This window comes from Bacillus cereus group sp. MYBK220-1 (genome assembly GCF_051916445.1).
In the GTDB taxonomy this organism is placed as follows: Bacteria; Bacillota; Bacilli; order Bacillales; family Bacillaceae_G; genus Bacillus_A; species Bacillus_A cereus.
Genome location: NZ_JBQAGQ010000003.1, coordinates 500,700 through 527,033 on the forward strand (window position 1 = coordinate 500,700; position 26,334 = coordinate 527,033).

Sequence of the window (26,334 nt, forward strand, 5' to 3'; positions counted from 1 at the left end):
AATGGTAGTAGGAGATTTCCCAATTGAATTAGATACAGTCGTTGTTGGTGCAGGTCCTGGTGGATACGTTGCGGCAATTCGTGCAGCACAATTAGGTCAAAAGGTAGCAATCATTGAAAAAGCTAACCTTGGTGGCGTATGCTTAAACGTTGGATGTATTCCTTCAAAAGCGTTAATCAATGCAGGTCATCGTTATGAGAATGCAATGCATTCTGATGACATGGGTATTACTGCAGAAAACGTAAAAGTTGACTTTACAAAAGTTCAAGAATGGAAAAACGGCGTAGTTAAGAAATTAACTGGCGGTGTTGAAGGCCTTCTTAAAGGTAACAAAGTTGAAATCATTCGCGGTGAAGCTTACTTCGTAGATGCTAATACATTACGCGTTATGACTGAAGATGCAGCTCAAACTTATACGTTTAAAAATGCTGTTCTTGCAACTGGTTCTACACCAATCGAAATTCCAGGATTCAAATACTCTAAACGTGTTATCAACTCTACAGGTGCTTTAAGCTTACCTGAAATTCCTAAAAAACTTGTTGTAATCGGCGGCGGTTACATCGGTATGGAATTAGGTACTGCATATGCTAACTTCGGTACAGAAGTTACTGTAGTAGAAGCTGGCGACGAAATCTTAGCTGGTTTCGAAAAAGCTATGAGCTCTGTTGTTAAACGCGCTCTACAGAAAAAAGGTAACGTAAATATCCATACAAAAGCTATGGCTAAAGGCGTTGAAGAGACAGAAACTGGCGTAAAAGTTAGCTTTGAGGTTAAAGGTGAAATCCAAACTGTAGAAGCAGATTACGTATTAGTAACTGTAGGTCGTCGTCCAAACACTCAAGAAATCGGTCTTGAGCAAGTTGGAGTTAAAATGACTGACCGCGGCATCATCGAAATCGATGAGCAATGTCGTACAAATGTACCAAACATCTATGCAATCGGTGATATCGTTCCTGGACCACCATTAGCTCACAAAGCTTCTTACGAAGGTAAAGTAGCTGTAGAAGCAATTAGTGGCCATGCATCAGCTATCGATTACATCGGAATTCCTGCAGTATGCTTCACTGATCCAGAATTAGCATCTGTTGGTTACACTAAAAAACAAGCTGAAGAAGCTGGAATGACTGTGACTGTATCTAAGTTCCCATTCGCTGCTAACGGTCGTGCATTATCATTAAACAGCACTGACGGTTTCTTACAACTTGTAACACGTAAAGAAGATGGTCTTCTTGTAGGTGCTCAAGTTGCAGGTGCAGGTGCTTCTGATATTATCTCTGAGATTGGTTTAGCTATCGAAGCTGGAATGACAGCTGAAGATATCGCTCAAACAATCCATGCTCACCCAACATTAGGTGAAATCACAATGGAAGCAGCTGAAGTTGCTCTTGGAATGCCAATTCACATTGTAAAATAATTTAAGTAATGTAAATAGCCCTTCTCTTATTGTAAGAGAGGGGCTATTTTTATTTTCATCAAATGACTTGCAAGGTCTTTAAACGTACTTGTCGAATGAATATATAATACTTTAACAAATGATTCCGGCTTAACTTACTTCAAAGGTAATATATATCATCCTATAATATGTAATTGATTCAAACGTAACCCCATATATTAATAAAATAGAGCATGTCAAAGGAGAAGGTTCCATGAAAATATTACATGTTATATTTTATCATTTACTACTATGGAGTGGCTTTTCCACTGTATTAACATTATCGAATGGTGATAAGTTTCATTATAAAGTTATTCTTTTTTTCGTATTTCTATATTTAGCCTATGTAATAGCATATTTTGTATTGCACGTAAGAAAGCAAGCTTTATTTCTTACATGTTCGAATTGTATATTATTTTTAATCATATTATCTATTTTTTAAATTAGCGTTTATAAAAATACATTGTTCTTCCATTAAATAATTGTAACTCTCCTTCTAATTTCTTCGCTAAAAAACGGCAAAATTCATTTGCTTTCCCTTTGTCACCAAATGTTGCATTAGGTGGTAAAGAAACTTGGATGAAAGATTGTTCATTTTCTATACCAACACCAATATAAATTGAGTCATACCGGTCGTGATTGGATTGAAGTTTTAATGTTGTTGTAGATGTATCTAAAATTTCATAAGGAAAAGCGGTATTTGTATACGTGTAATTAATTTGGGCACCAGTTTTAGAAGTAACCGTTTTATAATAATGAAAAAGTTGTTTTATATCATCTATTGAAACTGATTGTTGGTTGGATTTCGGTACAAGCGTAATAAAGGCGTGTTGCATATAAGTTCCCCCTAACTTAGTAGAATACTATCATTCTACATCCTACTGAATTTTTTGACAATTAAAAGGAGTATTACATGTTTTGTTTAATATACTATTAATGAAACGTGATGTAGAAAGGTGGAAACCAATGTTTGAAAAATTGTATGATGAGCATGAAAGTGTGAAGGTACGATTTTTAGGGTTTATGACACATGATACACGTTATGATTTTGGTGTTATTTATACAAATATGTTTTTTGGAAAGCCGCTCATTGTTTGTATGCAAACAGGAAGGTCTACTTTACTCGGACGAGATGATGTAGAGAATGTTCAATATATACAGGAGATTTTTAAATTAGGATCAGAAGAGGAAGCAAAGGAGTTAGCTCAGTTTTTCAAATTTCTAGTTCCGTCAACTTCTTTACATGCGGAATATGAAGAATAATTAATGTGAAACAGTCGTACTTATAAATATGGCTGTTTTTTATTTGAATATCGCATACTAATTTAAATTTAAAATATTTAATGTGTTATACTAAAAACCTATTGACGTAAAAAGTATAACATATTAAAATAAAGACAGAAAGTTAAGCGGTTACAAAAAGTTTTTGGGATTATAAACTTAGGGGGAAATGAAAAATGGGAACAATCGTATGTCAAGATTGTGAAGGTACAATTGCACACTTCGAAGATGAGAAAGTAACGGTACTTTACGGGAAATGTGGATCTTGCGGATGTGATCACACAGAGCATACAAAAGCCCAATAATTGATAGGAAATGGACAGCTAAAAGTTTTTAGGACCATAAACTTAGGGGGAAATGAAAAATGGGAACAATCGTATGCCAAGTATGTGAAGGAACAATCGGACATTTTGAAGATGAGAAAACGACGGTACTTTACGGAAAATGCGGAACAAATTGTGACTGTGCTAGAAAAGATAATGCGAAAGCTTAATGATAAATAAATAGATTACTATTGAAACTCAGGGGGAAATGAAAATGGGAACAATCGTATGCCAAGTATGTGAAGGAACAATTGGACATTTTGAAGATGAAAAATCAACAGTACTATACGGGAAATGTGGATCTCATTGCGAATGTGACCATAAAGAACATACAAAAGCTTAATAATAAGAAAAAGCGCCTACATGTGTAGGCGCTTTTTTAATAAATTGTAGTTGTATGACCAACTGTTGCAACGATTGCATCATCCCTAATCGGAATAAAGCTTATGGAGGTCTGTGGTGTACTAGAAGAAGCGTATTGGCTCATTATACGACTATCGATACGGGTAATAGTATCGGTCAAGAAAGCTGAAATAAAAGCGTAAGGGACTCGTCGTTCATTTAATGAATAAATAATTTCTTCTTTTGTTTTTACACCTACGCCATGCCCGTAAAAAAAGAAATTTCCTAAATAGATTGTATTTTCTCCTTGCCATTCAATCGTAGCTGGATTTACTTGTGGGTTTTTAAAGTAAACGAGGTCACCTGGAACAAGATCGCCACCGTTTTTTGTTATAAGCCTTAGATCTTGGTCGTAGTCCCATGTATAAAGTAAAAGGTTTGCAAATAGACGATTGAAAGTTTCTTCCTCATACAATGATAGTAAAGCTTTATAAAAAATAATGATCATAGCGGTTGCGCATTCAGTTCCATATAGTTTTCCGTTTTTGAAAATATCCTGTATGGCAATAGAAGGTGGTATGTTTGGAAGAAGCTCGAATCCCCCAAGAGACGTTCTTTTCCAATACTGGGGGTTGCAAAAGGATTGTTGAAATGTACGAAACTGAAATCCACTTTGAAAAAGCTCTAGTGCAGAGATAATAATATTAACTCGTAAATTGAGATCAAAGCTGAGTTCATCAGCTGTTCGGAAGGAATAAACTTCTTGATTTCCTGCCATTATTGATAAAATTTGTTGTTTCTCTGCTGCAAATGGCTCATATTCATTTGTAATATAAGGATGTACAATAGAACGGCCTATTACAATCATAATAGTATCCCCACCTATACGTTACATTCTTAAGTATCGTATGAAGAAAAGGAAAAAAGGTGAAAAAAAAGCCTATCAACTGATAGGCTTGTACTCTTTAATAACACGTAATGTTTGTAATGTCATATCTTCAGGACCTTGTACAGGTAAACCTGCTTCTAAGTTTTTACGAATATACTCTAAGTTTTCTTGTGTAATAATTTCCCCCGGAGTAAAGATTGGAATCCCTGGCGGATAAACCATAACAAAATCAGCTATAATACGACCCGCTGCATTTTCAAATGGAATGACTTCTGTTTCCGAATAAAAAGCATCTCGAGGAGAAAGTGCTAGCACTGGAATTTCTGGAATCTCTACTTGTACTTGAACACCTTTATCTGCCCTATTTCTAAATGTTGCTGCTAAATCTTGTAATGCTGCAATAAGTGTATTTGTATCACTTTCTGTATCTCCCAAAGTGATAAGACATAGTATGTTGTATAGATCTGAGAGTTCTACTTCAATGTTATATTGCTCTCTAAGCCATACTTCAGCTTGGTGGCCGGTAATACCTAGATCTTTTACAGATACAATTATCTTTGTAGGATCATAGTTAAAGGTAGCATCTGTACCTAACATTTCTTTTCCAGGACAGTAAAGATGCTCAATAGAATTTATAGCATCACGAACATGCTCAGCTAATTGTATTGTTTGTTCTATGAGTGCTGTTCCTTCTGTAGCAAGACGTTTTCTCGCAACATCAAGGGATGCTAACAAGATGTAAGAAGTTGATGTAGTTGTAAGCATGCTAATAATAGATTGGACATGCTTTACATTCACTAAGCCTTCTTTCACATTAAGAATAGAACTTTGAGTTAAAGAGCCTCCTAATTTGTGAACACTTGTTGCTGCCATATCCGCACCAGCTTGCATCGCTGACATAGGTAATTCATCGTGAAAATGAATATGAACACCATGAGCTTCGTCGACTAGTACAGGGATGTCATAAGAATGTGCTAATTGTACAATCTGTTCTAAGTCTGCAGCAAACCCAAAGTACGTTGGGTTAATAACAAGTAAGCCCTTTGCATCTGAGTGCTCTTCAAGTGCTTTTTTGACAGATTGAATTGTGATTCCATGAGAAATACCGAGCTTCGGATCGATTTCAGGATGCATGAAAATCGGTTTTGCACCTGAGAAAATAATAGCTGACATTACTGATTTATGCACGTTTCGTGGTACTAGGATTTTGTCACCAGGACCGCAAACGCTCATCACCATTGTCATAATAGCGCCACTTGTACCTTGAATAGAAAAGAAAGTATGATCTGCACCGAATGCGGCTGCTGCTAAATCTTGTGCTTCTTTAATCATACCTTTTGGATGATGTAAATCATCGAGTGGCGCAATATTAATTAAATCAATTGCTAATGCATTATGCCCAATAAATTCGCGAAATGTAGGATCCATGCCCTGTCCTTTTTTATGACCAGGAATATGGAATTGAATTGGATTTCGCTTACTGTGCTCAACTAAAGCGGTAAACAATGGTGTTTCGTATTGGGACAATCTATACACCCCTTCTTCTTCATAATATTTAGTGTAATTTGTTTTATATAATCCTGCTCTAAAAAAGTGTAGCCCTTTTTAGAATAAGGCTTGTTTTTCTGCCATTCAAAAAATCGTTTTTGAGATGGTAGCTTCACTTTATTTTCTATAAAACAAAAGCATTATATCACCAATAATTATAGATGTATAGAAAAAAATCTTTTTAAGGTGAGTATGTTTAATAGTTAGCCTCAACTAATGAATAGAGGAAGACAATTCCATTAAAATGAATAAATAGTGTATAATGCAGAGTGGCTATAATGAAGAATAAAATATTCTCTTTAAGATAGCATAATGAAACAAGAAGAAATGATAAATGAGGTGCGAAATGGAATATCAATATCCGTTAGATTATGATTGGTCAAATGAGGAAATGGTTACAATGGTGAAGTTTTATGAAGCGATTGAGAAAGCTTATGAAAAAGGAATTATAAGAGAAGAGTTAATGGGTTTATATCGTCGTTTTAAAGAGATTGTTCCATCGAAAGCAGAAGAAAAGAAAATTGATAAAGAATTTCAAGAAGTAAGTGGATACTCTATATATCGTGCTATTCAAAGGGCAAAAGAAGTCGAAGAACAAAAGCTTGTAAAAATGTAAAAAATATTTTGAAAAATAAAAACTGAAGTGATATAATGTGATAACAACTAAAAACGGACAATATAAATTGTCCGTTTTCTACTATCGATTACAAAGTGCATATAAAGGAAGGAGTGATTGCATCGTAGATTCAATCTTAGCAAGGAATTGTTCGTTGGTCATTGCTGAAAACTCCTCTGGTGATATATGAATACCAACTAATAATTCTGCTTTTTTTACAGTAGCTAATCGTTCAATCATCTTTTGTAAGTCTTCGGTTTCAAGTGTTTTATGTAATTTCACACTTGGTTTAGTATGGTCAATGGACCAAACGAAGTCATTTGGAATATTTGTTTTTAAATCATTTAAATGTTCTAAGAAGGCATGAGCCGTCTCAACTTTTTGTGGACACTCATAGATTAAACCAAAGTATATGAAGGCATGAGTACCCCATAAGCCGATTTGGAAATGCGGTAGCATTTTATATCCTCGTTTATTTGTTGAAAAAGCAACCCAAGTATCGTTTGGTGGATTGACTTTGCGGCGTGCGTGTTTTGCAACATGATAAAAAAAGTTCTCATCAGTTTGTTTGGATAAGTATTCTGCAAATTGTTCCCCTAAAGCTTCTAGCTTAGGATGAATGTTCGTTTTAATTGCACTCATTCGTTCTTCGAGACCATCAACTGTAAAGACATCAAAATCAGTTGACTTGAATGTTTGAATTGTCATGATTGTTCCTCCAACTCCTATTTTGCTTTTATTTTAGCATAGCTTGTACTATTCATAAAAAAAACAGCACAAAAAAATTTAAATAAAAAAATATAATTTTGTTGCATAGATGATTTATCCAACATAGTATAGTATAAAACAAAAAATCAGAAAATTGAATTAATTCTAGTCCGAGGGCAGACGAATATTGGGAGGAGGCAAATAATATGAGACAGGTGATTAATGCGTTAAAGAGAACAGATGCTGAAAAGAGAATACCGGTGCTACGTTTGGAGCTAGATTATGAATTAGCAACTTTATATGATGCGATGATGGAAGATGATAACCAGAAAAAAGAAGAGTGTGTACAAAAGTTAGAAGTGTTAAGACTTGAAATGATTCGTTTAGAAGCGTAATAATAGTATATGTATAAAAAATTAGTTGGTGCGAACCTTATAAAGGGTTCGTTTTTTCTGTGAACAGTATAGATCGGAGTGTTTAAACATGCAAGAAGTATGGAAAGACATCGATGCACACGCCAAACGGTGGATTCGGGATGCAGGAGAGCATTTAATGGCATCAATGAAAAAAGCACTTATTATAGAAACAAAATCAAATGCAGCTGACTTAGTTACAAATATGGACCGAGAGATAGAACAGTTTTTAATTGGGAAAATTAAAGAAACATTCCCGAATCATAATATTTTAGGAGAAGAGGGTTATGGAGACGAGATAACGTCTTCTGACGGGGTTGTTTGGTTAATTGATCCAATTGACGGCACGATGAACTTTGTTCATCAAAAAAGAAATTTTGCGATTTCAATTGGGATTTATGAGAACGGTATCGGAAAGATTGGACTTATATATGATCCAGTGCATGATGAACTATATCATGCAGTCAAGGGATCTGGAGCTTTTTGTAATGATATATCAATTCCTCCATTGGAAAAAGGAACTGTAGAGCAAGGTATTGTAGCTTTAAATGCGATATGGCTTACAGATAATCCATTGCTTAATATGGAAAGTATGATGGCACTTGTTAAGAAAGCAAGGGGCACAAGGTCATATGGCTGTGCAGCGTTAGAGATGGTATACGTTGCAACAGGAAGAATAGATGCATATGTAACGCCGAGATTATCACCATGGGATTTTGGCGGAGGGCAGATAATTGTAGAAGAAGTTGGAGGTAAGGTGACGACATTCTCTGGAGCGCCACTTTCTATCATAGAGAAGAGCAGTGTGTTAGTTGCAAAACCAGGAGTGTATGAAGAAGTGTTATCGTTTATATGAGAGCAACAAAAAAAGTAAGAGGCTGTGTATAAGCTTCTTACTTTTTAGCGTTATTGTGATTTGCGCATTTTTCTTTTTGTTACAAAACCGTATCCAACTGTAACAAATGTGCCGATAATGCAAATAATAATACCGATTGGACTATTTTCAGCAATCATAATGCCGATACCGATTAAGAAAATAACACCGATAATTGCAGTTAATAAAAAGCGATATTGAATGTGTTCCATTTCTTCACCCTCCAATCTCATTTTACTTTCACAAAAGTAAGAATACAACTATATTTTCATTCTTGCTTTTATTTTAATTGCTATTGTATCCCCTTCGCTCTTATAATAGAGAAGGATTAAAAAGACATTAGGAGTTGGACATGTTGAAAAAACGACAAGATTTACGTAATATAGCAATTATTGCCCACGTTGACCATGGTAAAACAACACTTGTTGACCAGTTATTACGTCAAGCGGGGACTTTCCGTGCGAACGAACACGTTGAAGAACGCGCAATGGATTCAAATGATCTAGAAAGAGAACGCGGTATTACAATTTTAGCGAAAAATACAGCGATTCACTATGAAGATAAAAGAATTAACATTTTAGATACACCTGGTCACGCTGACTTCGGTGGAGAAGTAGAACGTATCATGAAAATGGTTGATGGTGTTTTACTTGTTGTTGATGCATATGAAGGTTGTATGCCACAAACACGATTTGTTTTAAAGAAAGCTCTTGAGCAAAACTTAACTCCAATCGTAGTTGTAAACAAAATTGACCGTGACTTCGCTCGTCCAGATGAAGTAGTTGATGAAGTAATCGACTTATTCATTGAGCTTGGTGCAAACGAAGATCAATTAGAGTTCCCAGTTGTATTTGCATCAGCAATGAACGGAACAGCAAGCTTAGATTCAAATCCAGCAAATCAAGAAGAGAATATGAAATCATTATTCGATACAATTATCGAACATATTCCAGCACCAATTGATAACAGCGAAGAGCCACTTCAATTCCAAGTAGCACTTCTTGATTACAACGACTACGTTGGACGTATTGGAGTTGGTCGCGTATTCCGCGGTACAATGAAGGTTGGACAACAAGTTGCTTTAATGAAAGTAGACGGAAGCGTGAAGCAATTCCGCGTAACGAAATTATTCGGTTACATGGGATTAAAACGTCAAGAAATTGAAGAAGCAAAAGCAGGGGACTTAGTAGCCGTTTCTGGTATGGAAGACATTAACGTAGGTGAAACAGTATGTCCAGTTGAACATCAAGATGCGTTACCATTATTACGTATTGATGAGCCAACACTACAAATGACGTTCCTTGTAAATAACAGCCCATTTGCAGGTCGTGAAGGTAAATACATTACATCTCGTAAAATTGAAGAGCGTCTTCGTTCACAATTAGAAACAGATGTAAGTTTACGTGTAGATAATACAGATTCTCCTGATGCGTGGATCGTATCTGGACGTGGGGAACTACATTTATCTATCTTAATTGAAAACATGCGTCGTGAAGGTTATGAATTACAAGTATCTAAGCCAGAAGTAATCATTAAAGAAGTTGATGGCGTAAGATGTGAGCCTGTAGAGCGCGTACAAATCGATGTACCTGAAGAATACACTGGTTCTATTATGGAATCTATGGGTGCACGTAAAGGTGAAATGTTAGATATGGTGAATAACGGAAACGGTCAAGTTCGCCTTACTTTCATGGTTCCAGCACGTGGTTTAATTGGTTACACAACAGAATTCTTAACATTAACTCGTGGTTACGGTATTTTAAACCATACATTCGATTGCTACCAACCAGTACACGCTGGACAAGTTGGTGGACGTCGCCAAGGTGTTCTAGTTTCACTTGAAACAGGAAAAGCATCACAATACGGTATTATGCAAGTTGAAGACCGTGGTGTAATCTTCGTTGAACCAGGTACAGAAGTATATGCTGGTATGATTGTCGGAGAACACACTCGTGAGAACGACTTAACAGTTAACGTTGTGAAAATGAAACAACAAACTAACATTCGTTCTGCGACGAAAGATCAAACTTCAACAATGAAGAAACCACGCCTAATGACTTTAGAAGAATCATTAGAGTACTTAAACGATGACGAGTTCTGTGAAGTAACTCCAGAATCAATTCGTCTACGTAAAAAGATTCTTGATAAGAGTGAGCGCGAAAGAGCTGCTAAGAAAAAGAAATCTGTTGAAGCGTAAAAATAAAAAAACAACGCCCTTTATAAAGGGCGTTGTTTTTTTATTTTGTTTATTTTTTAGAATATTTACTCTTTTTTGTGGACAGTATTTTTTTTGCGAGTTACTCTTGTATTAAGTGTATAAAGAAAATTGCATTTTACTGCTAGGGGGGAAGAGTGTGTTAGAAAGGATGTCTTTTTTTGCAAAATTGTGTAAGGTAGATGAAAATCCAGAGTTAGGAATGTGGTTACTTTATGGGACGATTATTATATTAAGTGCTCTCGTTTATAATTTAGGGTTTGCTAGAAAGTTGTCTGTACTAAAAAATATTGTGATATACATATCATTAGCAATTGGATGCACAGTATTAACCTTTTTTGCTGTGTTTTTACCTGTTGGAGAAGGACTTGTTGTAGCGGCAATTGTACTTGGAATTTATAGACTGCGTTTGCGTCAAGCGAAACAACAAAAAGCAGGATAAGAAAGGGGAGTTTTCATGCGTTCAGTGCAAGATGCACTATATAATTGGTTAACAATTAAAACAGTTGCGGAAGCACGTCCAGATGATAGTGCTGCAAAAGAAACATATTTGTTATTTCAAAATATGGTATATGAAGAACATAAATTAAGAAATGTGGAAGTCGAAAAGAACGAGGAAATGTATTTAATTACATATGAAATAAATGGAGAACGGAAATCTGCAAGGTTTCCGTTAGAAGCCATTGATTGTTTTTTGGATCAGATGAATCGTGAACCAGAAAAATATAAATAAGTCCTTATCTATATGAGTAAGGACTTATTTACATTTTACCAATCATCTTCGATTTTTTTATCACGATATAATCGGAAATTACCACTTGCATGACGTTCCATTGTACGCTCTGCAATTCGTTCCGAACATTCCATGCACATATATGTATGAATAGGGCGATTACGCAGTTTTTTTGCCATAGGATTTTCATCATCTAACATATCTTTTTTATCACAAATCATACATTTGACTCTCATTTCGTCACCTCAATACGAATTCTATCAGTATAAGTATATCATGGAAGTATAATGTTTTTGAATAATAGTGGGAAAAAATAATATTTTCGCAATTCAAAAAATAAGTTATGATAAGGATATACCAAGTATATTTGGAGGTGAAAATATGGCGAATGTAGTAGAGCCTACCTTAACAGAGGATTTAGTACAAACGTTGCGTAAAGAGTGTATTGTTATGATAGCAACGACAGATTTCGAAAAACAAGTTCCTAACGTAAGTGCTATTTCTTGGGTGTATGCAGTGAGTAAAACTAGTATTCGATTTGCAGTAGATCAACGTTCACGTATTGTGGAAAATATACGTCATAATACAGGTGTGGTATTGACTATAATGGCGAATGAATCCGTATTTTCTATAAGTGGTGCAGGTGAAATTTTGACAGATAGAATGGAAGGTATTTCTCTAAAATTAACTGTAATAGAAGTAAAGGTGCAAGAAGTGCGTGATGTTATGTTTTATGGAGCGAAACTTGCAATTGAACCAACATATGAAAAAACATATGATCTTCGGGCAGCGAAAAAGCTGGATAACGAAGTCTTAGTAGGGATAAGAGAATTATAAAGATGCTAAATAAGAAATTCGTTTATTCACTTTTGTAGTCGGTTATTGTGATTTAACGTTAATAATTATAATAAAAAGTAATATATTGAATAGAAATGAATAAAGAATAAATAAAAGGTTTAATGACTATGATTTTCGATTCTACCTCGTTTACACGGTACATATAATTATAACAATGGTTCGTCCATATTTTATGGATGAAACCCTTGTTCTACAAATTTAAAAGTGGAGTCAGGGGGTAACAGGTTGGATAAAATTTATGTGTTAGATACGAATGTACTTTTGCAGGATCCTTTATCTATTTTTTCATTTGAAACCAATGAAGTAGTGATTCCAGCAGTTGTATTAGAAGAGGTTGATTCGAAAAAACGTTATATGGATGAAGTAGGAAGAAACGCTCGTTATGTATCTAAGTTAATAGATAAATTTCGTGAAATAGGAAAGCTGCATGAAAGTATCCCGCTAGAAAACGGCGGAACATTTCGTATTGAATTGAACCATCGTTCATTTGTGCAACTACAAGATATTTTTGTAGAAAAAACAAATGATAATCGAATTTTAGCTGTAGCAAAAAATCTATCTTTAGAAGAACAGGAAAAAGAGGACGGGAAGTCTGTTATTTTAGTAAGTAAAGATGTACTCGTAAGGGTAAAAGCTGATGCAATTGGTTTGAAGGCTGAAGATTATTTAAGTGATCGCGTAATTGAAGTAGAAAATATATATTCTGGTTTTTTAGAAGGATATATATCAAAAGAACAATTGGATTATTTTTATGAGAAAGGTGAATTGCCTCTATCTGAAATTGCGAATCATCCTTTTTACCCAAATCAATTTGTAGTAATGAAAGATGCATTAGGGGGCTCTAGTTCTGCGCTTGGCATTGTGGATCACTTAGGGAAGAAGGTAAAGAAACTTATTTTTCACAATGAACAAGTGTGGGGGATACGACCACGAAACGTGCAGCAAATTATGGGATTAGAATTGTTGCTTCGTGAAGATATTCCGCTTGTAACGTTAACGGGGAAAGCCGGCACAGGAAAAACGTTACTTGCGTTAGCTTCGGGACTTATGCAAACAGAAGACTTAGGGTTATATAAAAAATTACTTGTGGCAAGACCAATTGTTCCAGTCGGAAAAGATATCGGTTATTTACCAGGAGAAAAAGAAGAAAAATTAAGACCATGGATGCAGCCAATTTTTGATAACCTAGAGTATTTATTTAATACGAAAAAGCCAGGAGAGTTAGATGCTATTCTAGCGGGAATGGGTTCGATTGAAGTAGAAGCCCTTACTTATATACGCGGGAGAAGTATTCCAGATCAGTTCATTATCATTGACGAAGCACAAAATTTAACAAAGCATGAAGTGAAAACGATATTAACTAGGGTAGGGGAAAAGAGTAAGATTGTATTGATGGGAGATCCTCAGCAAATTGATCACCCATATTTAGATGAATATAATAATGGCTTAACGTATGTTGTAGAGAAGTTTAAAGAACAGCGTATTAGTGGTCATGTGAAGTTTGTTAAAGGAGAGCGATCTAATTTAGCTCAACTAGCAGCAGATTTATTGTAAAAAGGAGTGAGCTTAAGCTCACTCCTTTTCTTTAAATAATTGTAAATTTACGGATGTTACGGATTGGATTTTGTTGATTAGATCCATCATTGAAATAGAGATGAACAGGCCCGTCTTCTTTTAATGGTTTTCCTTCTTTTGAAAAGCCTAGTATAGCATTTTTGACAGTTTCTAATGGAAGTGTCATTGTATGATCTACCGTTTCAATTTCAACTTGCGTAGCGTCCTCTAAAATTTCAGCGTTAGCAAGGAATGGATGAAATGGTATACCAAATGTTCCAGTAATCAGCTGTTCTTTTTTATATTTCTTCACACTTTGTTGTATTGGAGGAAAAGCGGCACCATCACGGATTTCGCGATCCCAATGTTCTGAAGTGTTTTTTAAATAAGTTTCTAGTTCAGACGTGTTTTCTCTAGTTTCATCAAAGTAAGTTGTCAAATCTACTTTTCGATCATCAAAGATCCAAACAGTTGGATCAATAGTGATTGGAAAACGTACTTTTCCGTTAATAAATAAAATTTCGCTCATTGTTGTTCCCCCATTTGTGTTATACTCCCACTTTTCAGTATAATAGTATTAGACACTGTTGTCACAAAAAATGTTTCTATTGCAATTTATTAAAACTATCGCTAATATTAATAGATAGGATAGAGGAGAGTAGGACGGAAACGGAGGGAATCAATTTGGCGTCTGAGACAGTAGCAAATCATCAGGAAAAGGCACTAGCCCTTCTACAAGCGGATGCAGAGAAGATTTTAAGACTTATTAAGGTGCAAATGGACCATCTTACAATGCCGCAATGTCCATTATATGAAGAAGTGTTAGACACACAAATGTTTGGACTATCCCGCGAGGTCGATTTTGCAGTTCGCCTTGGTCTTATTGCAGAAGAACAAGGGAAAGCAATGTTAGGTGAGCTCGAACGTGAGTTATCTGCACTTCATGAAGCATTTACAAACAAACAACAATAACGGGTTCAAATAAGGGGGCTCAAACTAAATTAGTTTGAGCTTTTTATTTGTATAATAAAGCAGGAAGAATCAATGTACATATGGAATACAACAATAATTAAATTGAAACAGAAAGAGGAAATGAAATGAAAAAAGTATGGAAATCAATGGATTATTCATTGTTACTTCCTCTTGTTATCTTATGTGTGCTGGGGGTAATAATGGTATATAGTTCTAGTTCCATTGTTGCGATTTCGCGATTTGATAAACCAGCAAATTTCTTTTTTAAAAGACAATTAATTACTTTAGTTGCTGGGACAATAGTATTAATAATTATTGCTACTATCCCATATAAAGTTTGGAGAAAACGAATTTTTTTGTTGGGGAGCTACGGTGCTAGTGTTGCTTTATTAGCTGCAGCTGCCTTTTTCACTAAGTCAGTAAACGGTGCAAACGGATGGATATTTGGAATACAGCCTGCGGAATTTGTAAAGATAACGGTTATCCTCATATTAGCTCATTTTTTTGCGAAAAGACAAGAAACGAATACACCTGTTTTCAAAGGGTCAGGTCCAGTACTCATTGGTGTTGGTATAATCATGTTTTTAATATTAAAGCAAAATGATTTAGGTACTGATTTGTTAATTGCAGGAACAGTAGGAATTATGTTCCTTTGTTCGGGAGTACAGGTTAACTTATGGATTAAACGAATTGCTTTAACTTCTATAGTATGGATTCCGGCACTATATCTTCTTGGCAATTATGCATTAAATCCATATCAAAAGGCACGTTTTTCTGTTTTCCTTGATCCGTTTAATGATCCTCAAAAGGATGGATTCCAATTGGTAAATTCATTTATTGGAATTGCTTCTGGAGGGCTTAATGGTAGGGGATTAGGAAATAGTGTGCAAAAGTATGGTTATTTACCAGAACCACAAACGGATTTTATTATGGCAATTATATCGGAAGAACTTGGTTTTATAGGCGTAGCAATCATTTTGATTTGTTTATTGCTTATAATTATTCGATCATTTAGAGTCGCACAAAAGTGTACAGATCCATTTGGAAGTTTAATAGCTATCGGAATTGCAAGCTTGTTTGGAGTTCAAACGTTTATTAATGTTGGTGGTATGTCTGGAGTAATACCACTTACCGGAGTACCATTACCGTTTGTCAGTTACGGTGGTAGTTCTTTATTAGCTAATCTACTTGCGATGGGGATACTACTCAATATTGCTAGTCACGTGAAACGACAAGAGAAACAACAGAATGGATTAATGAAAGAAAAAGAACAAAATGGACCACATCTTGTAGTTGTAAAATAAAAACACATTGTGCTTTAGAGCATGATGTGTTTTTATTTTTAAGTAGTTTTAAATGTGATGTATTAATATATCTTTCGGTTAAACGATATATCACATTTAGTTTAATGTGATATACAATTAAGTTGTTAGAAAAGGAAGAGGTATGCTATACTATTTTTGTGAAACAAATTGCACAGAAAACTTATCATTTGTTAAAAAATAAGGTATGATGGATAAAAATAAAGTGAAGCTTTCTAAGTATAATATAATGTGGAAAGTGAAGAACTTCACGCTTTTTAAGGTGTGTATATATTTTATCTCTAGAGTGGTAGGAAAGTAGAGGGGGAAAATCATGACAAAGCTGCAACGTATTCAAAAAGTATTGGTAGCTAACCGTGGAGAGATTGCAATTCGTGTGTTTCGAGCTTGTTCGGAACTTGGATTAAAAACAGTTGCAATCTATTCTAAAGAGGATAGTGGTTCTTATCATCGCTATAAAGCCGATGAGTCCTATTTAGTTGGGGAAGGAAAAAAACCAATTGATGCTTATCTAGATATTGAAGGCATTATTGAGATTGCAAAAAGTAATCATGTAGATGCAATCCACCCTGGATATGGTTTCTTGTCAGAAAATATTCAATTCGCTAAACGTTGTGAAGAAGAAGGAATTATCTTTATCGGTCCGAAAAGTAAGCATTTAGATATGTTTGGAGATAAAGTGAAAGCAAGAACACAAGCGCAGCTAGCACAAATTCCAGTTATACCTGGTAGTGATGGTCCAGTAAATTCATTAGAAGAAGTCGAAAAATTTGCTGAAAAGTATGATTACCCGATTATTATTAAAGCATCCCTTGGGGGTGGCGGTCGTGGTATGCGTATTGTGCGTACTAGTGAGGAATTAGGAGAATCATATAATCGAGCGAAATCAGAAGCGAAAGCAGCCTTTGGTAATGATGAAGTTTACGTCGAAAAATTCGTTGAAAAACCTAAACATATAGAAGTACAAATTTTAGCAGATGAAGAAGGCAATGTTGTTCATTTATACGAGCGTGACTGTTCTGTACAACGTCGTCATCAAAAAGTTGTAGAAATTGCACCGAGTGTATCACTTTCAGATGATCTGCGTCAGCGTATTTGTGATGCTGCTGTGAAGTTAACGAAAAATGTAAATTATTTAAATGCAGGAACAGTAGAATTCCTTGTAAAAGATGATGAGTTTTACTTTATTGAAGTAAATCCACGTGTTCAAGTAGAACATACGATTACAGAAATGATTACGGGAGTAGATATTGTTCAATCACAAATTTTAATAGCTGATGGACATGCATTACATAGCAAAATGGTAGGTGTTCCGAAGCAAGAGGAAGTAGTTGTACATGGATTTGCAATTCAATCTCGTGTAACAACTGAAGATCCGCTAAATAATTTTATGCCGGATACAGGAAAAATTATGGCGTATCGATCAGGCGGTGGTTTTGGTGTACGTCTTGATACAGGAAATAGCTTCCAAGGTGCAGTTATTACACCGTACTACGATTCTTTACTTGTAAAAGTTACAACTTGGGCACTTACTTTTGAGCAAGCTGCTGCAAAAATGGAACGTAACTTAAAAGAATTCCGTATTCGTGGTATTAAAACAAATATTCCATTCCTAGAGAATGTAGTAAAACATAAAAACTTCTTATCAGGAGAATATGATACTTCATTTATCGATGCGTCACCTGAATTGTTCTTGTTCCCGAAACGTAAAGACCGTGGAACGAAAATGTTAAATTACATTGGTACAGTAACAGTAAATGGTTTCCCAGGGGTAGGTAAAAAAGAAAAACCAATATTCCCAGATGCTCGTATTCCATGTTTAAAACATTCAGAGCCAATCCAAAATGGAACGAAACAAATTTTGGACGAGCGTGGAGCGGACGGATTAGTAAAATGGGTACAGGATCAAAAGCGTGTACTTTTAACGGATACAACATTCCGTGATGCACACCAGTCATTACTTGCAACTCGTATTCGTACAAAAGATTTACATCAAATTGCGGAGCCAACAGCGAGAATGTTACCGAACCTATTCTCAGCGGAAATGTGGGGCGGTGCAACATTTGACGTTGCGTATCGTTTCTTAAAAGAAGATCCATGGGAACGATTACTAGATCTTCGTGAAAAAATGCCGAACGTGTTATTCCAAATGTTACTTCGTTCTTCAAACGCAGTTGGATACAAAAACTATCCAGATAATTTAATTCAAAAATTTGTGGAATGTTCTGCTCAAGCAGGCATTGATGTATTCCGTATTTTTGATAGCTTAAACTGGGTGGAAGGCATGAGAGTTGCAATTGACGCTGTACGAGACACTGGTAAAATTGCAGAAGCAACAATGTGCTACACAGGGGATATTCATGATCCACTGCGTAGTAAATATGATTTAAATTACTATAAAAATTTAGCAAAAGAGTTAGAAGCATCAGGAGCTCACATTTTAGGTATTAAAGATATGGCAGGCTTACTAAAACCAAATGCAGCATATGATTTAGTTTCTGCATTAAAAGAGACAGTGTCGATTCCAATTCATCTGCATACGCACGATACGAGTGGAAATGGTATATTAACGTATACGAAGGCAATTGAAGCGGGTGTTGATATCGTCGATGTAGCAGTGAGTTCTATGGCTGGTCAAACGTCACAACCAAGTGCGAACACGCTATACTATGCATTAGGTGGAAACGAAAGACAACCAGATGTTAATATAGATTCTTTAGAAAAACTATCTCATTATTGGGAAGATGTACGCAAATACTATGCACCGTTTGAAAGTGGTATGAATGCGCCGCATACAGAGGTATATATGCATGAAATGCCGGGTGGGCAGTATAGTAATCTTCAGCAACAAGCGAAGGCGGTTGGTTTAGGAGATCGCTTCGATGAAGTGAAAGTAATGTACCGCCGTGTGAATGACATGTTTGGAGATATTGTAAAAGTAACGCCATCATCAAAAGTTGTTGGTGATATGGCATTATTTATGGTTCAGAACCATCTGACAGAACAAGATGTTTTAGAGCGTGGACATGCGATGGACTTCCCAGGGTCTGTTGTTGAAATGTTCTCTGGTGATTTAGGTCAACCGTACGGTGGTTTCCCGAAAGAATTACAAAAGATTATTTTAAAAGGGAAAGAGCCATTAACAGTAAGACCAGGTGAATTACTAGAGCCAGTAGATTTCGAAGCGTTAAAAGAAGAATTATTCCATAAACTTGGACGCGAAGTAACGATTTTTGATGTAGTGGCATATGCTTTATATCCAAAAGTATTTATGGATTATGAAAAAGTTGCTGAGCTTTATGGAAATGTATCTGTACTTGATACACCGACGTTCTTCTATGGTATGAGACTAGGTGAAGAAATTGATGTAGAAATTGAACAGGGTAAAACATTGATGGTTAAACTAGTATCAATTGGAGAACCTCAGCCGGATGGAAACCGTGTTCTTTACTTGGAATTCAACGGTCAACCACGTGAAATTATCGTGAAAGATGAGAGTGTAAAAGCAACAGTTGCACAACGTGTGAAAGGAAACCGTGAGAATCCAAATCATATTAGTGCAACGATGCCAGGAACGGTAATTAAAGTAGTTGTAAAAGAAGGCGACGAAGTGAAAAAAGGCGATTCTATGGCAATTACAGAAGCGATGAAAATGGAAACGACAGTTCAAGCGCCGTTCAATGGTAAAGTGAAGAAAGTATATGTTAACGATGGTGATGCAATTCAAACGGGTGATTTACTTATTGAATTAGATCACTAAAATAAAAAAAGGGCTGTGTAAATACAGCTCTTTTTTTATTGCAAAAAAATCCCTTGCCAATTCGGCAAGGAATTTTAGTTTTATATTATTTTGTTTGTTTAGAAGTTGATGCAGCTTCTTTTGCATTCACTTTACTTCTTGTTCCTAACATAACTAAATAGCATAGTACAGCAAACAAGCAAGAAATAAATAGAGAATGTAACAATGCCATCGCTAAACTAGCGTTTGTAAATACAACTAAAACTCCTACTACAGCTTGAAGTGTAACAAGGATAAATGAAATGATCCATCCCCAATATACGACAGGTTGCTGTTTGTAATGGCGAATAGCGAGAATCATCGCGTATAGTATCCAAGCGAAAATTAACATCGCTGCAACTCTATGGCCCATTTGAACCCATTCATGTAGTTGAGTTGGCATAGGTCTGTTTTTGCTACATAAAGGAAAGTCTGGACAGGCTAAGCTAGCTCGTTCGTGACGTACTAAAGCGCCTGTGTAGACGACGATATAACTGTAAATTGTTACACCATAAATATGAAATTTCATTTTTTTGTCCATAATAAGTGAACGTGCATCAAATTTTTGGTCAATTTCAAAGATAAGACACGTTAATAAAATGACAGAAGCAAATGAAATTAAGGAAATACCGAAGTGGATAGCAAGTACAGCGGGCATTTGGCCCCAAACAACTGCTGCTGCTCCCATTAATGCTTGTGCAACTAAAAATACGAAGGATAAAATTGCTAACGTTTTTGTTTCACGCACATGTTTATAATATTTCCAGGACAAAATACAAAGGAGAGTGACAAGAATTCCAGCTGATCCTGATGTTAATCGGTGGCTAAGTTCAATAATAGTTTCCATTGATAAATTAGATGGAACAAATTCACCGTTACAAAGTGGCCATGATTTACCACAACCTTGACCAGAACCTGTTTTTGTAACTAAAGCGCCTCCTAATAAAACTATTAATAAATCAAGGCTTGTAATGACTGCTAACCATTTAATAAAGCGTTGCAATCTCTTTCACCATCTTTCTGCTATGAAGTTATTGCGAAATATTTTCATTCCATTATGTATAGAATAAAACGCGCTAGTTCCTATGATATATAAAAAATAATAAAATAGCAAAGAAATGGAGGAGGAAGGAAATGGGGAGAAAACAGGTGTAAAAACAGGGTTCCTAAGGAAAATTTTGGGTGAAAAATAGGCTATTTTGAAAAGAAATGGGGAGAATACGTGTTAAATAGGACAAAATAGTTTATTATAGAAGGTAACATCATGTTATGATAAGGACAAGTCAGAATGAAGTTTTTTATATTCGACACAAAAAGTTCATGTTTTCTTCACAAAATGTTCGGGAAATATGATTTAATATATTGGAGTATGAGCGTAGATTAGTAGTAGAATGGGTTAACAATGTTTCTACTGTAATAATATTGCTATATAGAAGCGAATTATTTCATTTGAAATATGCGCAAAAAGAAAGATGAAAGTTTTAAGAGGGGGTTAGAGTGATGAACCATGCAACAAGTGAGCTGCATGATGAGTCCGCTGTTACAAGTGTACCGGAAACAACTCGGTTACAAGATTTAAAAGCACTCGTTAAAATGGGGATTGTAAACTCAAATACACTTACTGTATTTACAGGATTTTGGTTGGCATTACACTTTAATGGATTAAGTGTAATGGACAATCTGGATAAGTTATTCTTTACAATCGTTGGTTCTGGATTAGTTATGGCAGGGGTATGTTGTTTAAACAACTACATTGATCGAGACATCGATCCATTAATGGAAAGAACAAAGACCCGTCCAACGGTTACTGGAAAGTATAAACCAGGATTTGCACTTACATTTGGACTAGTCATATTACTTCTTGGTTTTGTATTTTTATTATTAACAACACCAATGGCAGTCTTAATGGGATTTATTGGTGCTTTCACATATGTTGTTCTATATAGTTTATGGACAAAGAGAAAGTATACACTAAATACTGTTGTAGGTAGTATATCTGGTGCAGTTCCTCCTTTAATTGGATGGGCAGCAATCGATCCATCTTTAGGCCATCCAATTGCTTGGATGTTATTTTTAATTATGTTTATTTGGCAAATCCCACATTTCCTTGCATTAGCAATGAAACGTGTTGATGAATATCGAAATGCAGGAATTCCAATGCTTCCTGTAGTTCATGGATTTGAAATTACGAAACGCCAAATTATGATTTGGACAGTATGTTTATTACCACTACCATTTTATATGAGTGGACTAGGGATAACATTTATGGTAATTGCAACACTGCTTAACATCGGATGGATCGTTTTAGGATTTTATGGCTTCCGTAAGAAAGATGACATCAAATGGTCCGTGCAAATGTTTGTTTATTCCCTAAATTATTTAACAATCTTATTTGTATCAATGATTGTAGTTACATTCTTCTAAGACAACGACATAATTGGATTTCTTTACGTTGAGATTTACTTTACTTAACTATAAAGTACAATCTAATTCACAAGGAAAGTGGGGGTTGTTTGTATGAAGAAACAGTGGCGACTGCTTTCGTTCGTTTCACTGCTGGCTTTACTGTTAGGGGGATGCGGTAAAGCCTTTCAATCTACTTTAATTCCGCAAGGAGAAGTAGCAAAAATGCAATATGATTTACTTCTACTGGCGAGTGCAATCATGGTAGGAGTAGTACTAGTAGTTACTATTATTTTCTTATATGTAATTGTGCGTTTCCGACAAAAGAAAGGTCAGGAAGATTATATTCCAGAGCAAGTTGAAGGGAATCACAAGCTAGAAATTATATGGACAGTTATTCCGATTATTCTTTTACTAATCTTAGCTGTTCCAACAGTTACATATACATTCAAACTTGCTGATGTAAGTGCGATGGAGAAAAAGAATATTGATAAAGATACTATCGTTGTTGATGTAACAGCGAATCTTTATTGGTGGGAATTTTCTTATAAATCAGAAAAGATAGTAACTTCGCAAGATTTGGTCATCCCCACAGGTAAGAAAGTGTATTTAAATTTGAAGGGTGCCGATATTAAACACTCATTTTGGGTTCCATCTTTAGCAGGGAAAATGGATACAAATACAGACAATGTGAACAAAATGTGGTTAAAGGCAGATAAATCGGGCACTTATAATGGTTTTTGTACAGAATTTTGCGGCCCATCACATTCTTTAATGCAATTTAAAGTGAAAGCTTTAGATGAAAGCGAGTACAAAAAATGGCTTGCTGATATGAAGAAGATTGATGGGAAGAAAGAAGTAGCTTCAACAAAGGCGCAAGAGGGCCAAGAAATATTTAATAAAAGCTGTATTGGTTGTCACGCAGTTGGATCTAATGATAGTAGACCACCTTCCGCTCGTATCGCACCAAACTTAGCAAACTTTGCGGATCGCGATATGGTTGCCGGTATTGCCGAAAACAATGAAGAAAACTTAAAAAAATGGCTGAAAGATCCTGAAAATATGAAGCCAGGAAACAAAATGACTGGCAAATATGGCAACTTAACGGATGATCAAATTGATGCATTAAATGCATACTTACAAACGTTAAAAGTTGAAAAGTAAAGAGGGACTATTCGCGAAGGGGAGGTTGAAAACGTGAGTTCTGTAGCAAAAAAACAGGGGATGGGTGCTGTCATATGGGATTATTTAACGACAGTAGACCATAAAAAGATTGCCATTCTCTATTTAATTGCAGGTGGATTGTTTTTTGTAATAGGCGGAATAGAAGCTCTATTTATTCGCCTTCAATTAGCGATTCCTAACAACGCTTTTCTTGTTGGGGATGCTTATAATCAAGTATTAACGATGCACGGTACAACAATGATTTTCCTCGCAGCTATGCCACTCGTGTTTGCATTTATGAACGCCGCTGTACCACTTCAAATTGGTGCACGTGATGTAGCGTTCCCGTTTTTGAATTCACTCGGATTTTGGTTATTTTTCTTTGGTGGAGTATTTTTAAATTTAAGTTGGTTTTTAGGTGGAGCACCTGATGCAGGATGGACATCTTATGCATCTTTAGCTTTAGCCTCTAAAGGTCATGGTGTTGATTTCTATGTACTCGGCTTGCAAATCTCAGGTATTGGTACACTAATTGGAGGAATTAACTTCCTTGTAACCATTATTAATATGCGCGCTCCAGGAATGACGTATATGCGTATGCCGATGTTTACATGGACAACATTTGTAACATCTTCGCTTATATTATTCGCTTTTCCGCCGTTAACTGTAGGATTAGGACTTTTAATGTTAGATCGTTTATTTGGAACAAGTTTCTTTAATCCGGCATTGGGCGGGAATACAATTATATGGGAGCATTTATTCTGGATTTTCGGTCATCCAGAAGTATACATTCTTATACTCCCAGCTTTCGGAATATTCTCGGAAATCTTCGCAACATTTTCGAAAAAACGATTGTTTGGTTATTCATCGATGGTGTTTGCGACTGTATTAATTGGATTTTTAGGATTTATGGTATGGGCGCACCATATGTTTACTGTTGGACTTGGTCCAGTTGCTAATGCTATTTTCTCAGTTGCAACAATGGCGATTGCGGTTCCGACTGGTATCAAAATATTCAACTGGCTCTTTACAATGTGGGGCGGAAGTATTCGTTTTACGACACCAATGATGTGGGCAGTAGCTTTCATTCCATCATTCGTAATGGGTGGAGTTACAGGGGTTATGCTAGCATCTGCACCAGCTGATTATCAATTTCATGATAACTATTTCGTAGTAGCGCATTTTCATTATGTAATCGTTGGCGGTGTTGTATTTGGTTTACTTGCAGGAGCTCATTATTATTGGCCACTGATGTTTAATAAAGTATTAAATGAAACATTAGGAAAGATAACGTTTTGGCTATTCTTTATCGGCTTCCATTTAACTTTCTTTATTCAGCATTTCCTTGGCTTGATTGGTATGCCACGCCGTTACTACACATATCTTGAAGGGCAAGGGTTGGAAATGGGGAATATGATTAGTTCCATCGGAGCGGTGTTTATGGCTCTTGGAACGATTGTTCTTCTATTCAATGTAATTAAAACGACAGTATCAAAAGAAAAAGCTGGTCGTGATCCGTGGGATGCACGTACATTAGAATGGACAATGCCAGCACCGACACCAGAATATAACTTTAAACAATTACCATTTGTTCGCGGATTAGATCCGTTTTGGATTGAAAAACGTGAAGGTAATAAAGAAATGACAGCAGCGGAACCAGTTGGTGATATTCATATGCCAAATCCTTCGTTTTCACCATTTGTCATTTCTTTCGGATTGTTTATAGCGGCATTTGGTGCGATGTATATGCAGGGCGGAAAAGATAAGTTCTGGTTATTAGTAGCAATTATTGGTTTAATCATTACATTTGGCACAATGTTCCTACGTTCAGTAATTGATGATCATGGGTATCATATTCATAAAGAAGATTTAGAGGATAAGGGGGGCAAGGCATAATGCATGTAGATGAAAAATTAACGAATGAAACATTTCCAGCAGAGCCTGAAAAAGCAACCCTTGAAGGGAAAAATAAGTTTGTCGGTTTTTGGTTATTTCTTGGAGGCGAAACAGTGTTGTTCGCTTCCTTATTCGGAACATATTTAGCGTTAAAGAATTCTACAAATGGTGGACCAACATCTCAAGAGATGTTCCAAATGCCACTCGTTTTCATTATGACGATGCTTTTATTAACGAGTAGCTTAACGAGTGTATATGCGATGTATCACATGAAAAACTTTAACTTTAAGAAAATGCAGCTTTGGTTACTAGTAACAGTATTGCTAGGTTTAGGGTTTTTAGGATTTGAGATATATGAGTTTTATCATTATACACATGAATTTAAGCATACTATGAGAAGTAGTGCGTTTGGCTCTGCGTTTTATGCTCTTGTTGGTACACATGGACTCCACGTATTGTTTGGGTTATGTTGGATTTTAACATTAATCTTTAGAAATGCGAAGAGAGGTCTAAATTTATACAATGCACCGAAGTTTTATGTTGCATCGATTTATTGGCACTTTATTGACGTAGTTTGGGTGTTTATTTTCACTGTAGTATATTTAATGGGAATGGTGGGATAAACAATGGCGATAAAGCAAACGAATAATCCTAAAGTTGATCTTGTTTATCGGAAGAGAAAAAGTGCGGAGGAAATGAGGCATCAAGTTATTACGTTTGCATTAATGATTTTTTTAACATTAGTTGCATTTGTAGCGGTGGCGTATCCAAAAACTTTTAGTCCGATTTTCTCTGTACCGTTTATTTTACTATTAGCAGTGGTACAAGTAATTTTTCAATTGTATTATTTTATGCATATGAGTCATAAAGGACATGAAGCAGCAAGTTTCTTTCTTTACTCTGGTCTGCTAATAGGGTTAATTACAATTTTAGCTTTTATGACAATCGTGTGGATTTGAAAAGTGAAAAATAAGGGAGCTTGTGTTGTCACAGCTCCCTCTTCATATTATGAG

Annotated in this window: 30 protein-coding genes; 22 read left to right on the forward strand and 8 right to left on the reverse strand. The window is 35.7% G+C overall.

Annotation, left to right across the window (positions count from 1 at the left end):
- Position 1 precedes the first annotated feature (1 nt).
- Together lpdA and ACTFRU_RS16395 are read left to right on the forward strand one after the other, a co-directional pair.
- A complete protein-coding gene (gene lpdA, locus ACTFRU_RS16390; protein ID WP_000260104.1) occupies positions 2 to 1,414 on the forward strand; it encodes a dihydrolipoyl dehydrogenase in 1,413 nt (470 codons plus the stop codon).
- A gap of 232 nt (positions 1,415 to 1,646) precedes the next feature.
- Positions 1,647 to 1,874, forward strand: a complete 228-nt coding sequence (locus ACTFRU_RS16395) for a hypothetical protein (protein ID WP_000697469.1) — start codon at positions 1,647 to 1,649, stop codon at positions 1,872 to 1,874.
- A 1-nt stretch (position 1,875) separates the two neighbouring features.
- On the opposite strand, the gene ACTFRU_RS16400 is transcribed toward ACTFRU_RS16395, so the two are convergent.
- Positions 1,876 to 2,268 (reverse strand): DUF1885 family protein, encoded by a 393-nt coding sequence (locus tag ACTFRU_RS16400; protein ID WP_001163299.1) that lies wholly within the window; start codon positions 2,266 to 2,268, stop codon positions 1,876 to 1,878.
- Positions 2,269 to 2,398: 130 nt separating this feature from the next.
- On the opposite strand from ACTFRU_RS16400, the gene ACTFRU_RS16405 reads away from it, so the two are divergent.
- The 4 genes from ACTFRU_RS16405 (at position 2,399) to ACTFRU_RS16420 (ending at position 3,379) form a co-directional block, all read left to right on the forward strand.
- Positions 2,399 to 2,695, forward strand: a complete 297-nt coding sequence (locus ACTFRU_RS16405; protein WP_000462038.1) for a DUF3055 domain-containing protein — start codon at positions 2,399 to 2,401, stop codon at positions 2,693 to 2,695.
- 194 nt (positions 2,696 to 2,889) lie between these two features.
- Positions 2,890 to 3,018: a GapA-binding peptide SR1P gene (locus tag ACTFRU_RS16410; RefSeq protein WP_000536778.1), complete on the forward strand. Its 129-nt coding sequence runs from the start codon at positions 2,890 to 2,892 to the stop codon at positions 3,016 to 3,018.
- 59 nt (positions 3,019 to 3,077) lie between these two features.
- A complete protein-coding gene (locus ACTFRU_RS16415) occupies positions 3,078 to 3,206 on the forward strand; it encodes a GapA-binding peptide SR1P (RefSeq protein WP_000536803.1) in 129 nt (42 codons plus the stop codon).
- A gap of 44 nt (positions 3,207 to 3,250) precedes the next feature.
- Entirely contained in the window at positions 3,251 to 3,379 is a 129-nt protein-coding gene (locus tag ACTFRU_RS16420; RefSeq protein WP_000536796.1) for a GapA-binding peptide SR1P, read from the forward strand.
- 36 nt (positions 3,380 to 3,415) lie between these two features.
- Here ACTFRU_RS16420 and ACTFRU_RS16425 read toward each other — a convergent pair whose 3' ends face one another.
- Positions 3,416 to 4,246, reverse strand: coding sequence for a protein-glutamine gamma-glutamyltransferase (locus ACTFRU_RS16425; RefSeq protein ID WP_000635337.1), 831 nt, complete (start codon positions 4,244 to 4,246; stop codon positions 3,416 to 3,418).
- Positions 4,247 to 4,321: 75 nt separating this feature from the next.
- A complete protein-coding gene (gene speA / locus ACTFRU_RS16430; RefSeq protein WP_000084899.1) occupies positions 4,322 to 5,794 on the reverse strand; it encodes an arginine decarboxylase in 1,473 nt (490 codons plus the stop codon).
- Between the two features lie 367 nt (positions 5,795 to 6,161).
- Here speA and ACTFRU_RS16435 point away from each other — a divergent pair, with 367 nt between their 5' ends.
- Entirely contained in the window at positions 6,162 to 6,431 is a 270-nt protein-coding gene (locus ACTFRU_RS16435) for a UPF0223 family protein (protein WP_000456562.1), read from the forward strand.
- 81 nt (positions 6,432 to 6,512) lie between these two features.
- On the opposite strand, the gene ACTFRU_RS16440 is transcribed toward ACTFRU_RS16435, so the two are convergent.
- Complete coding sequence (locus ACTFRU_RS16440) at positions 6,513 to 7,139, reverse strand: YktB family protein (RefSeq protein ID WP_000155317.1); 627 nt, start codon at positions 7,137 to 7,139, stop codon at positions 6,513 to 6,515.
- A gap of 206 nt (positions 7,140 to 7,345) precedes the next feature.
- On the opposite strand from ACTFRU_RS16440, the gene ACTFRU_RS16445 reads away from it, so the two are divergent.
- Together ACTFRU_RS16445 and ACTFRU_RS16450 are read left to right on the forward strand one after the other, a co-directional pair.
- The gene (locus ACTFRU_RS16445; RefSeq protein ID WP_001250165.1) at positions 7,346 to 7,534 is read left to right on the forward strand and encodes a hypothetical protein; all 189 of its coding nucleotides are present in this window, start codon (positions 7,346 to 7,348) and stop codon (positions 7,532 to 7,534) included.
- Between the two features lie 88 nt (positions 7,535 to 7,622).
- On the forward strand, positions 7,623 to 8,408 hold the full coding sequence (locus ACTFRU_RS16450; protein WP_001158701.1) for an inositol monophosphatase family protein: 786 nt from the start codon (positions 7,623 to 7,625) through the stop codon (positions 8,406 to 8,408).
- 50 nt (positions 8,409 to 8,458) lie between these two features.
- On the opposite strand, the gene ACTFRU_RS16455 is transcribed toward ACTFRU_RS16450, so the two are convergent.
- On the reverse strand, positions 8,459 to 8,638 hold the full coding sequence (locus tag ACTFRU_RS16455; protein WP_000400127.1) for a DUF5325 family protein: 180 nt from the start codon (positions 8,636 to 8,638) through the stop codon (positions 8,459 to 8,461).
- A 140-nt stretch (positions 8,639 to 8,778) separates the two neighbouring features.
- Between ACTFRU_RS16455 and typA the strand changes: the two genes are divergently transcribed.
- The 3 genes from typA to ACTFRU_RS16470 all read left to right on the forward strand — a co-directional run bounded on the left by typA (position 8,779) and on the right by ACTFRU_RS16470 (position 11,374).
- Positions 8,779 to 10,623 carry a translational GTPase TypA gene (typA, locus tag ACTFRU_RS16460; protein ID WP_000914762.1) on the forward strand — a complete coding sequence of 615 codons (1,845 nt, stop codon included), beginning with the start codon at positions 8,779 to 8,781 and terminating at the stop codon, positions 10,621 to 10,623.
- A gap of 157 nt (positions 10,624 to 10,780) precedes the next feature.
- The gene (locus ACTFRU_RS16465; protein ID WP_000893662.1) at positions 10,781 to 11,083 is read left to right on the forward strand and encodes a YlaH-like family protein; all 303 of its coding nucleotides are present in this window, start codon (positions 10,781 to 10,783) and stop codon (positions 11,081 to 11,083) included.
- 15 nt (positions 11,084 to 11,098) lie between these two features.
- A complete protein-coding gene (locus ACTFRU_RS16470; protein ID WP_001258151.1) occupies positions 11,099 to 11,374 on the forward strand; it encodes a hypothetical protein in 276 nt (91 codons plus the stop codon).
- Positions 11,375 to 11,409: 35 nt separating this feature from the next.
- Here the strand turns inward: ACTFRU_RS16470 and ACTFRU_RS16475 are convergent, their stop codons facing one another.
- The gene (locus tag ACTFRU_RS16475) at positions 11,410 to 11,610 is read right to left on the reverse strand and encodes a YlaI family protein (protein ID WP_002082250.1); all 201 of its coding nucleotides are present in this window, start codon (positions 11,608 to 11,610) and stop codon (positions 11,410 to 11,412) included.
- A 145-nt stretch (positions 11,611 to 11,755) separates the two neighbouring features.
- Between ACTFRU_RS16475 and ACTFRU_RS16480 the strand changes: the two genes are divergently transcribed.
- Together ACTFRU_RS16480 and ACTFRU_RS16485 are read left to right on the forward strand one after the other, a co-directional pair.
- On the forward strand, positions 11,756 to 12,211 hold the full coding sequence (locus tag ACTFRU_RS16480; RefSeq protein WP_000024596.1) for a pyridoxamine 5'-phosphate oxidase family protein: 456 nt from the start codon (positions 11,756 to 11,758) through the stop codon (positions 12,209 to 12,211).
- Between the two features lie 246 nt (positions 12,212 to 12,457).
- A complete protein-coding gene (locus ACTFRU_RS16485; protein WP_000358083.1) occupies positions 12,458 to 13,786 on the forward strand; it encodes a PhoH family protein in 1,329 nt (442 codons plus the stop codon).
- 31 nt (positions 13,787 to 13,817) lie between these two features.
- Here the strand turns inward: ACTFRU_RS16485 and ACTFRU_RS16490 are convergent, their stop codons facing one another.
- On the reverse strand, positions 13,818 to 14,315 hold the full coding sequence (locus tag ACTFRU_RS16490) for a hypothetical protein (RefSeq protein ID WP_001289809.1): 498 nt from the start codon (positions 14,313 to 14,315) through the stop codon (positions 13,818 to 13,820).
- Positions 14,316 to 14,470: 155 nt separating this feature from the next.
- On the opposite strand from ACTFRU_RS16490, the gene ACTFRU_RS16495 reads away from it, so the two are divergent.
- From ACTFRU_RS16495 to pyc, 3 genes are all read left to right on the forward strand, one after another.
- Positions 14,471 to 14,758 (forward strand): YlaN family protein, encoded by a 288-nt coding sequence (locus tag ACTFRU_RS16495; protein WP_000135694.1) that lies wholly within the window; start codon positions 14,471 to 14,473, stop codon positions 14,756 to 14,758.
- A 125-nt stretch (positions 14,759 to 14,883) separates the two neighbouring features.
- The gene (locus ACTFRU_RS16500) at positions 14,884 to 16,062 is read left to right on the forward strand and encodes an FtsW/RodA/SpoVE family cell cycle protein (RefSeq protein ID WP_016123290.1); all 1,179 of its coding nucleotides are present in this window, start codon (positions 14,884 to 14,886) and stop codon (positions 16,060 to 16,062) included.
- A gap of 331 nt (positions 16,063 to 16,393) precedes the next feature.
- A complete protein-coding gene (gene pyc, locus ACTFRU_RS16505; protein WP_000164085.1) occupies positions 16,394 to 19,840 on the forward strand; it encodes a pyruvate carboxylase in 3,447 nt (1,148 codons plus the stop codon).
- A gap of 85 nt (positions 19,841 to 19,925) precedes the next feature.
- Here pyc and ctaA read toward each other — a convergent pair whose 3' ends face one another.
- Positions 19,926 to 20,861: a heme A synthase gene (gene ctaA, locus ACTFRU_RS16510; RefSeq protein ID WP_001188742.1), complete on the reverse strand. Its 936-nt coding sequence runs from the start codon at positions 20,859 to 20,861 to the stop codon at positions 19,926 to 19,928.
- Positions 20,862 to 21,358: 497 nt separating this feature from the next.
- Between ctaA and ctaB the strand changes: the two genes are divergently transcribed.
- The 5 genes from ctaB (at position 21,359) to ctaF (ending at position 26,280) form a co-directional block, all read left to right on the forward strand.
- Positions 21,359 to 22,282 carry a protoheme IX farnesyltransferase gene (ctaB, locus tag ACTFRU_RS16515; protein WP_001015058.1) on the forward strand — a complete coding sequence of 308 codons (924 nt, stop codon included), beginning with the start codon at positions 21,359 to 21,361 and terminating at the stop codon, positions 22,280 to 22,282.
- Between the two features lie 93 nt (positions 22,283 to 22,375).
- Entirely contained in the window at positions 22,376 to 23,425 is a 1,050-nt protein-coding gene (gene coxB, locus ACTFRU_RS16520) for a cytochrome c oxidase subunit II (protein WP_000745268.1), read from the forward strand.
- 60 nt (positions 23,426 to 23,485) lie between these two features.
- Positions 23,486 to 25,321: a cytochrome c oxidase subunit I gene (gene ctaD, locus ACTFRU_RS16525; protein ID WP_153578907.1), complete on the forward strand. Its 1,836-nt coding sequence runs from the start codon at positions 23,486 to 23,488 to the stop codon at positions 25,319 to 25,321.
- Complete coding sequence (gene ctaE / locus ACTFRU_RS16530; RefSeq protein ID WP_000557861.1) at positions 25,321 to 25,944, forward strand: cytochrome c oxidase subunit III; 624 nt, start codon at positions 25,321 to 25,323, stop codon at positions 25,942 to 25,944. Before ctaD ends, ctaE begins: the two co-directional genes overlap by 1 nt.
- A gap of 3 nt (positions 25,945 to 25,947) precedes the next feature.
- Positions 25,948 to 26,280 carry a cytochrome c oxidase subunit IVB gene (gene ctaF, locus ACTFRU_RS16535; RefSeq protein ID WP_000985706.1) on the forward strand — a complete coding sequence of 111 codons (333 nt, stop codon included), beginning with the start codon at positions 25,948 to 25,950 and terminating at the stop codon, positions 26,278 to 26,280.
- The last annotated feature ends 54 nt before the right edge of the window (positions 26,281 to 26,334 follow it).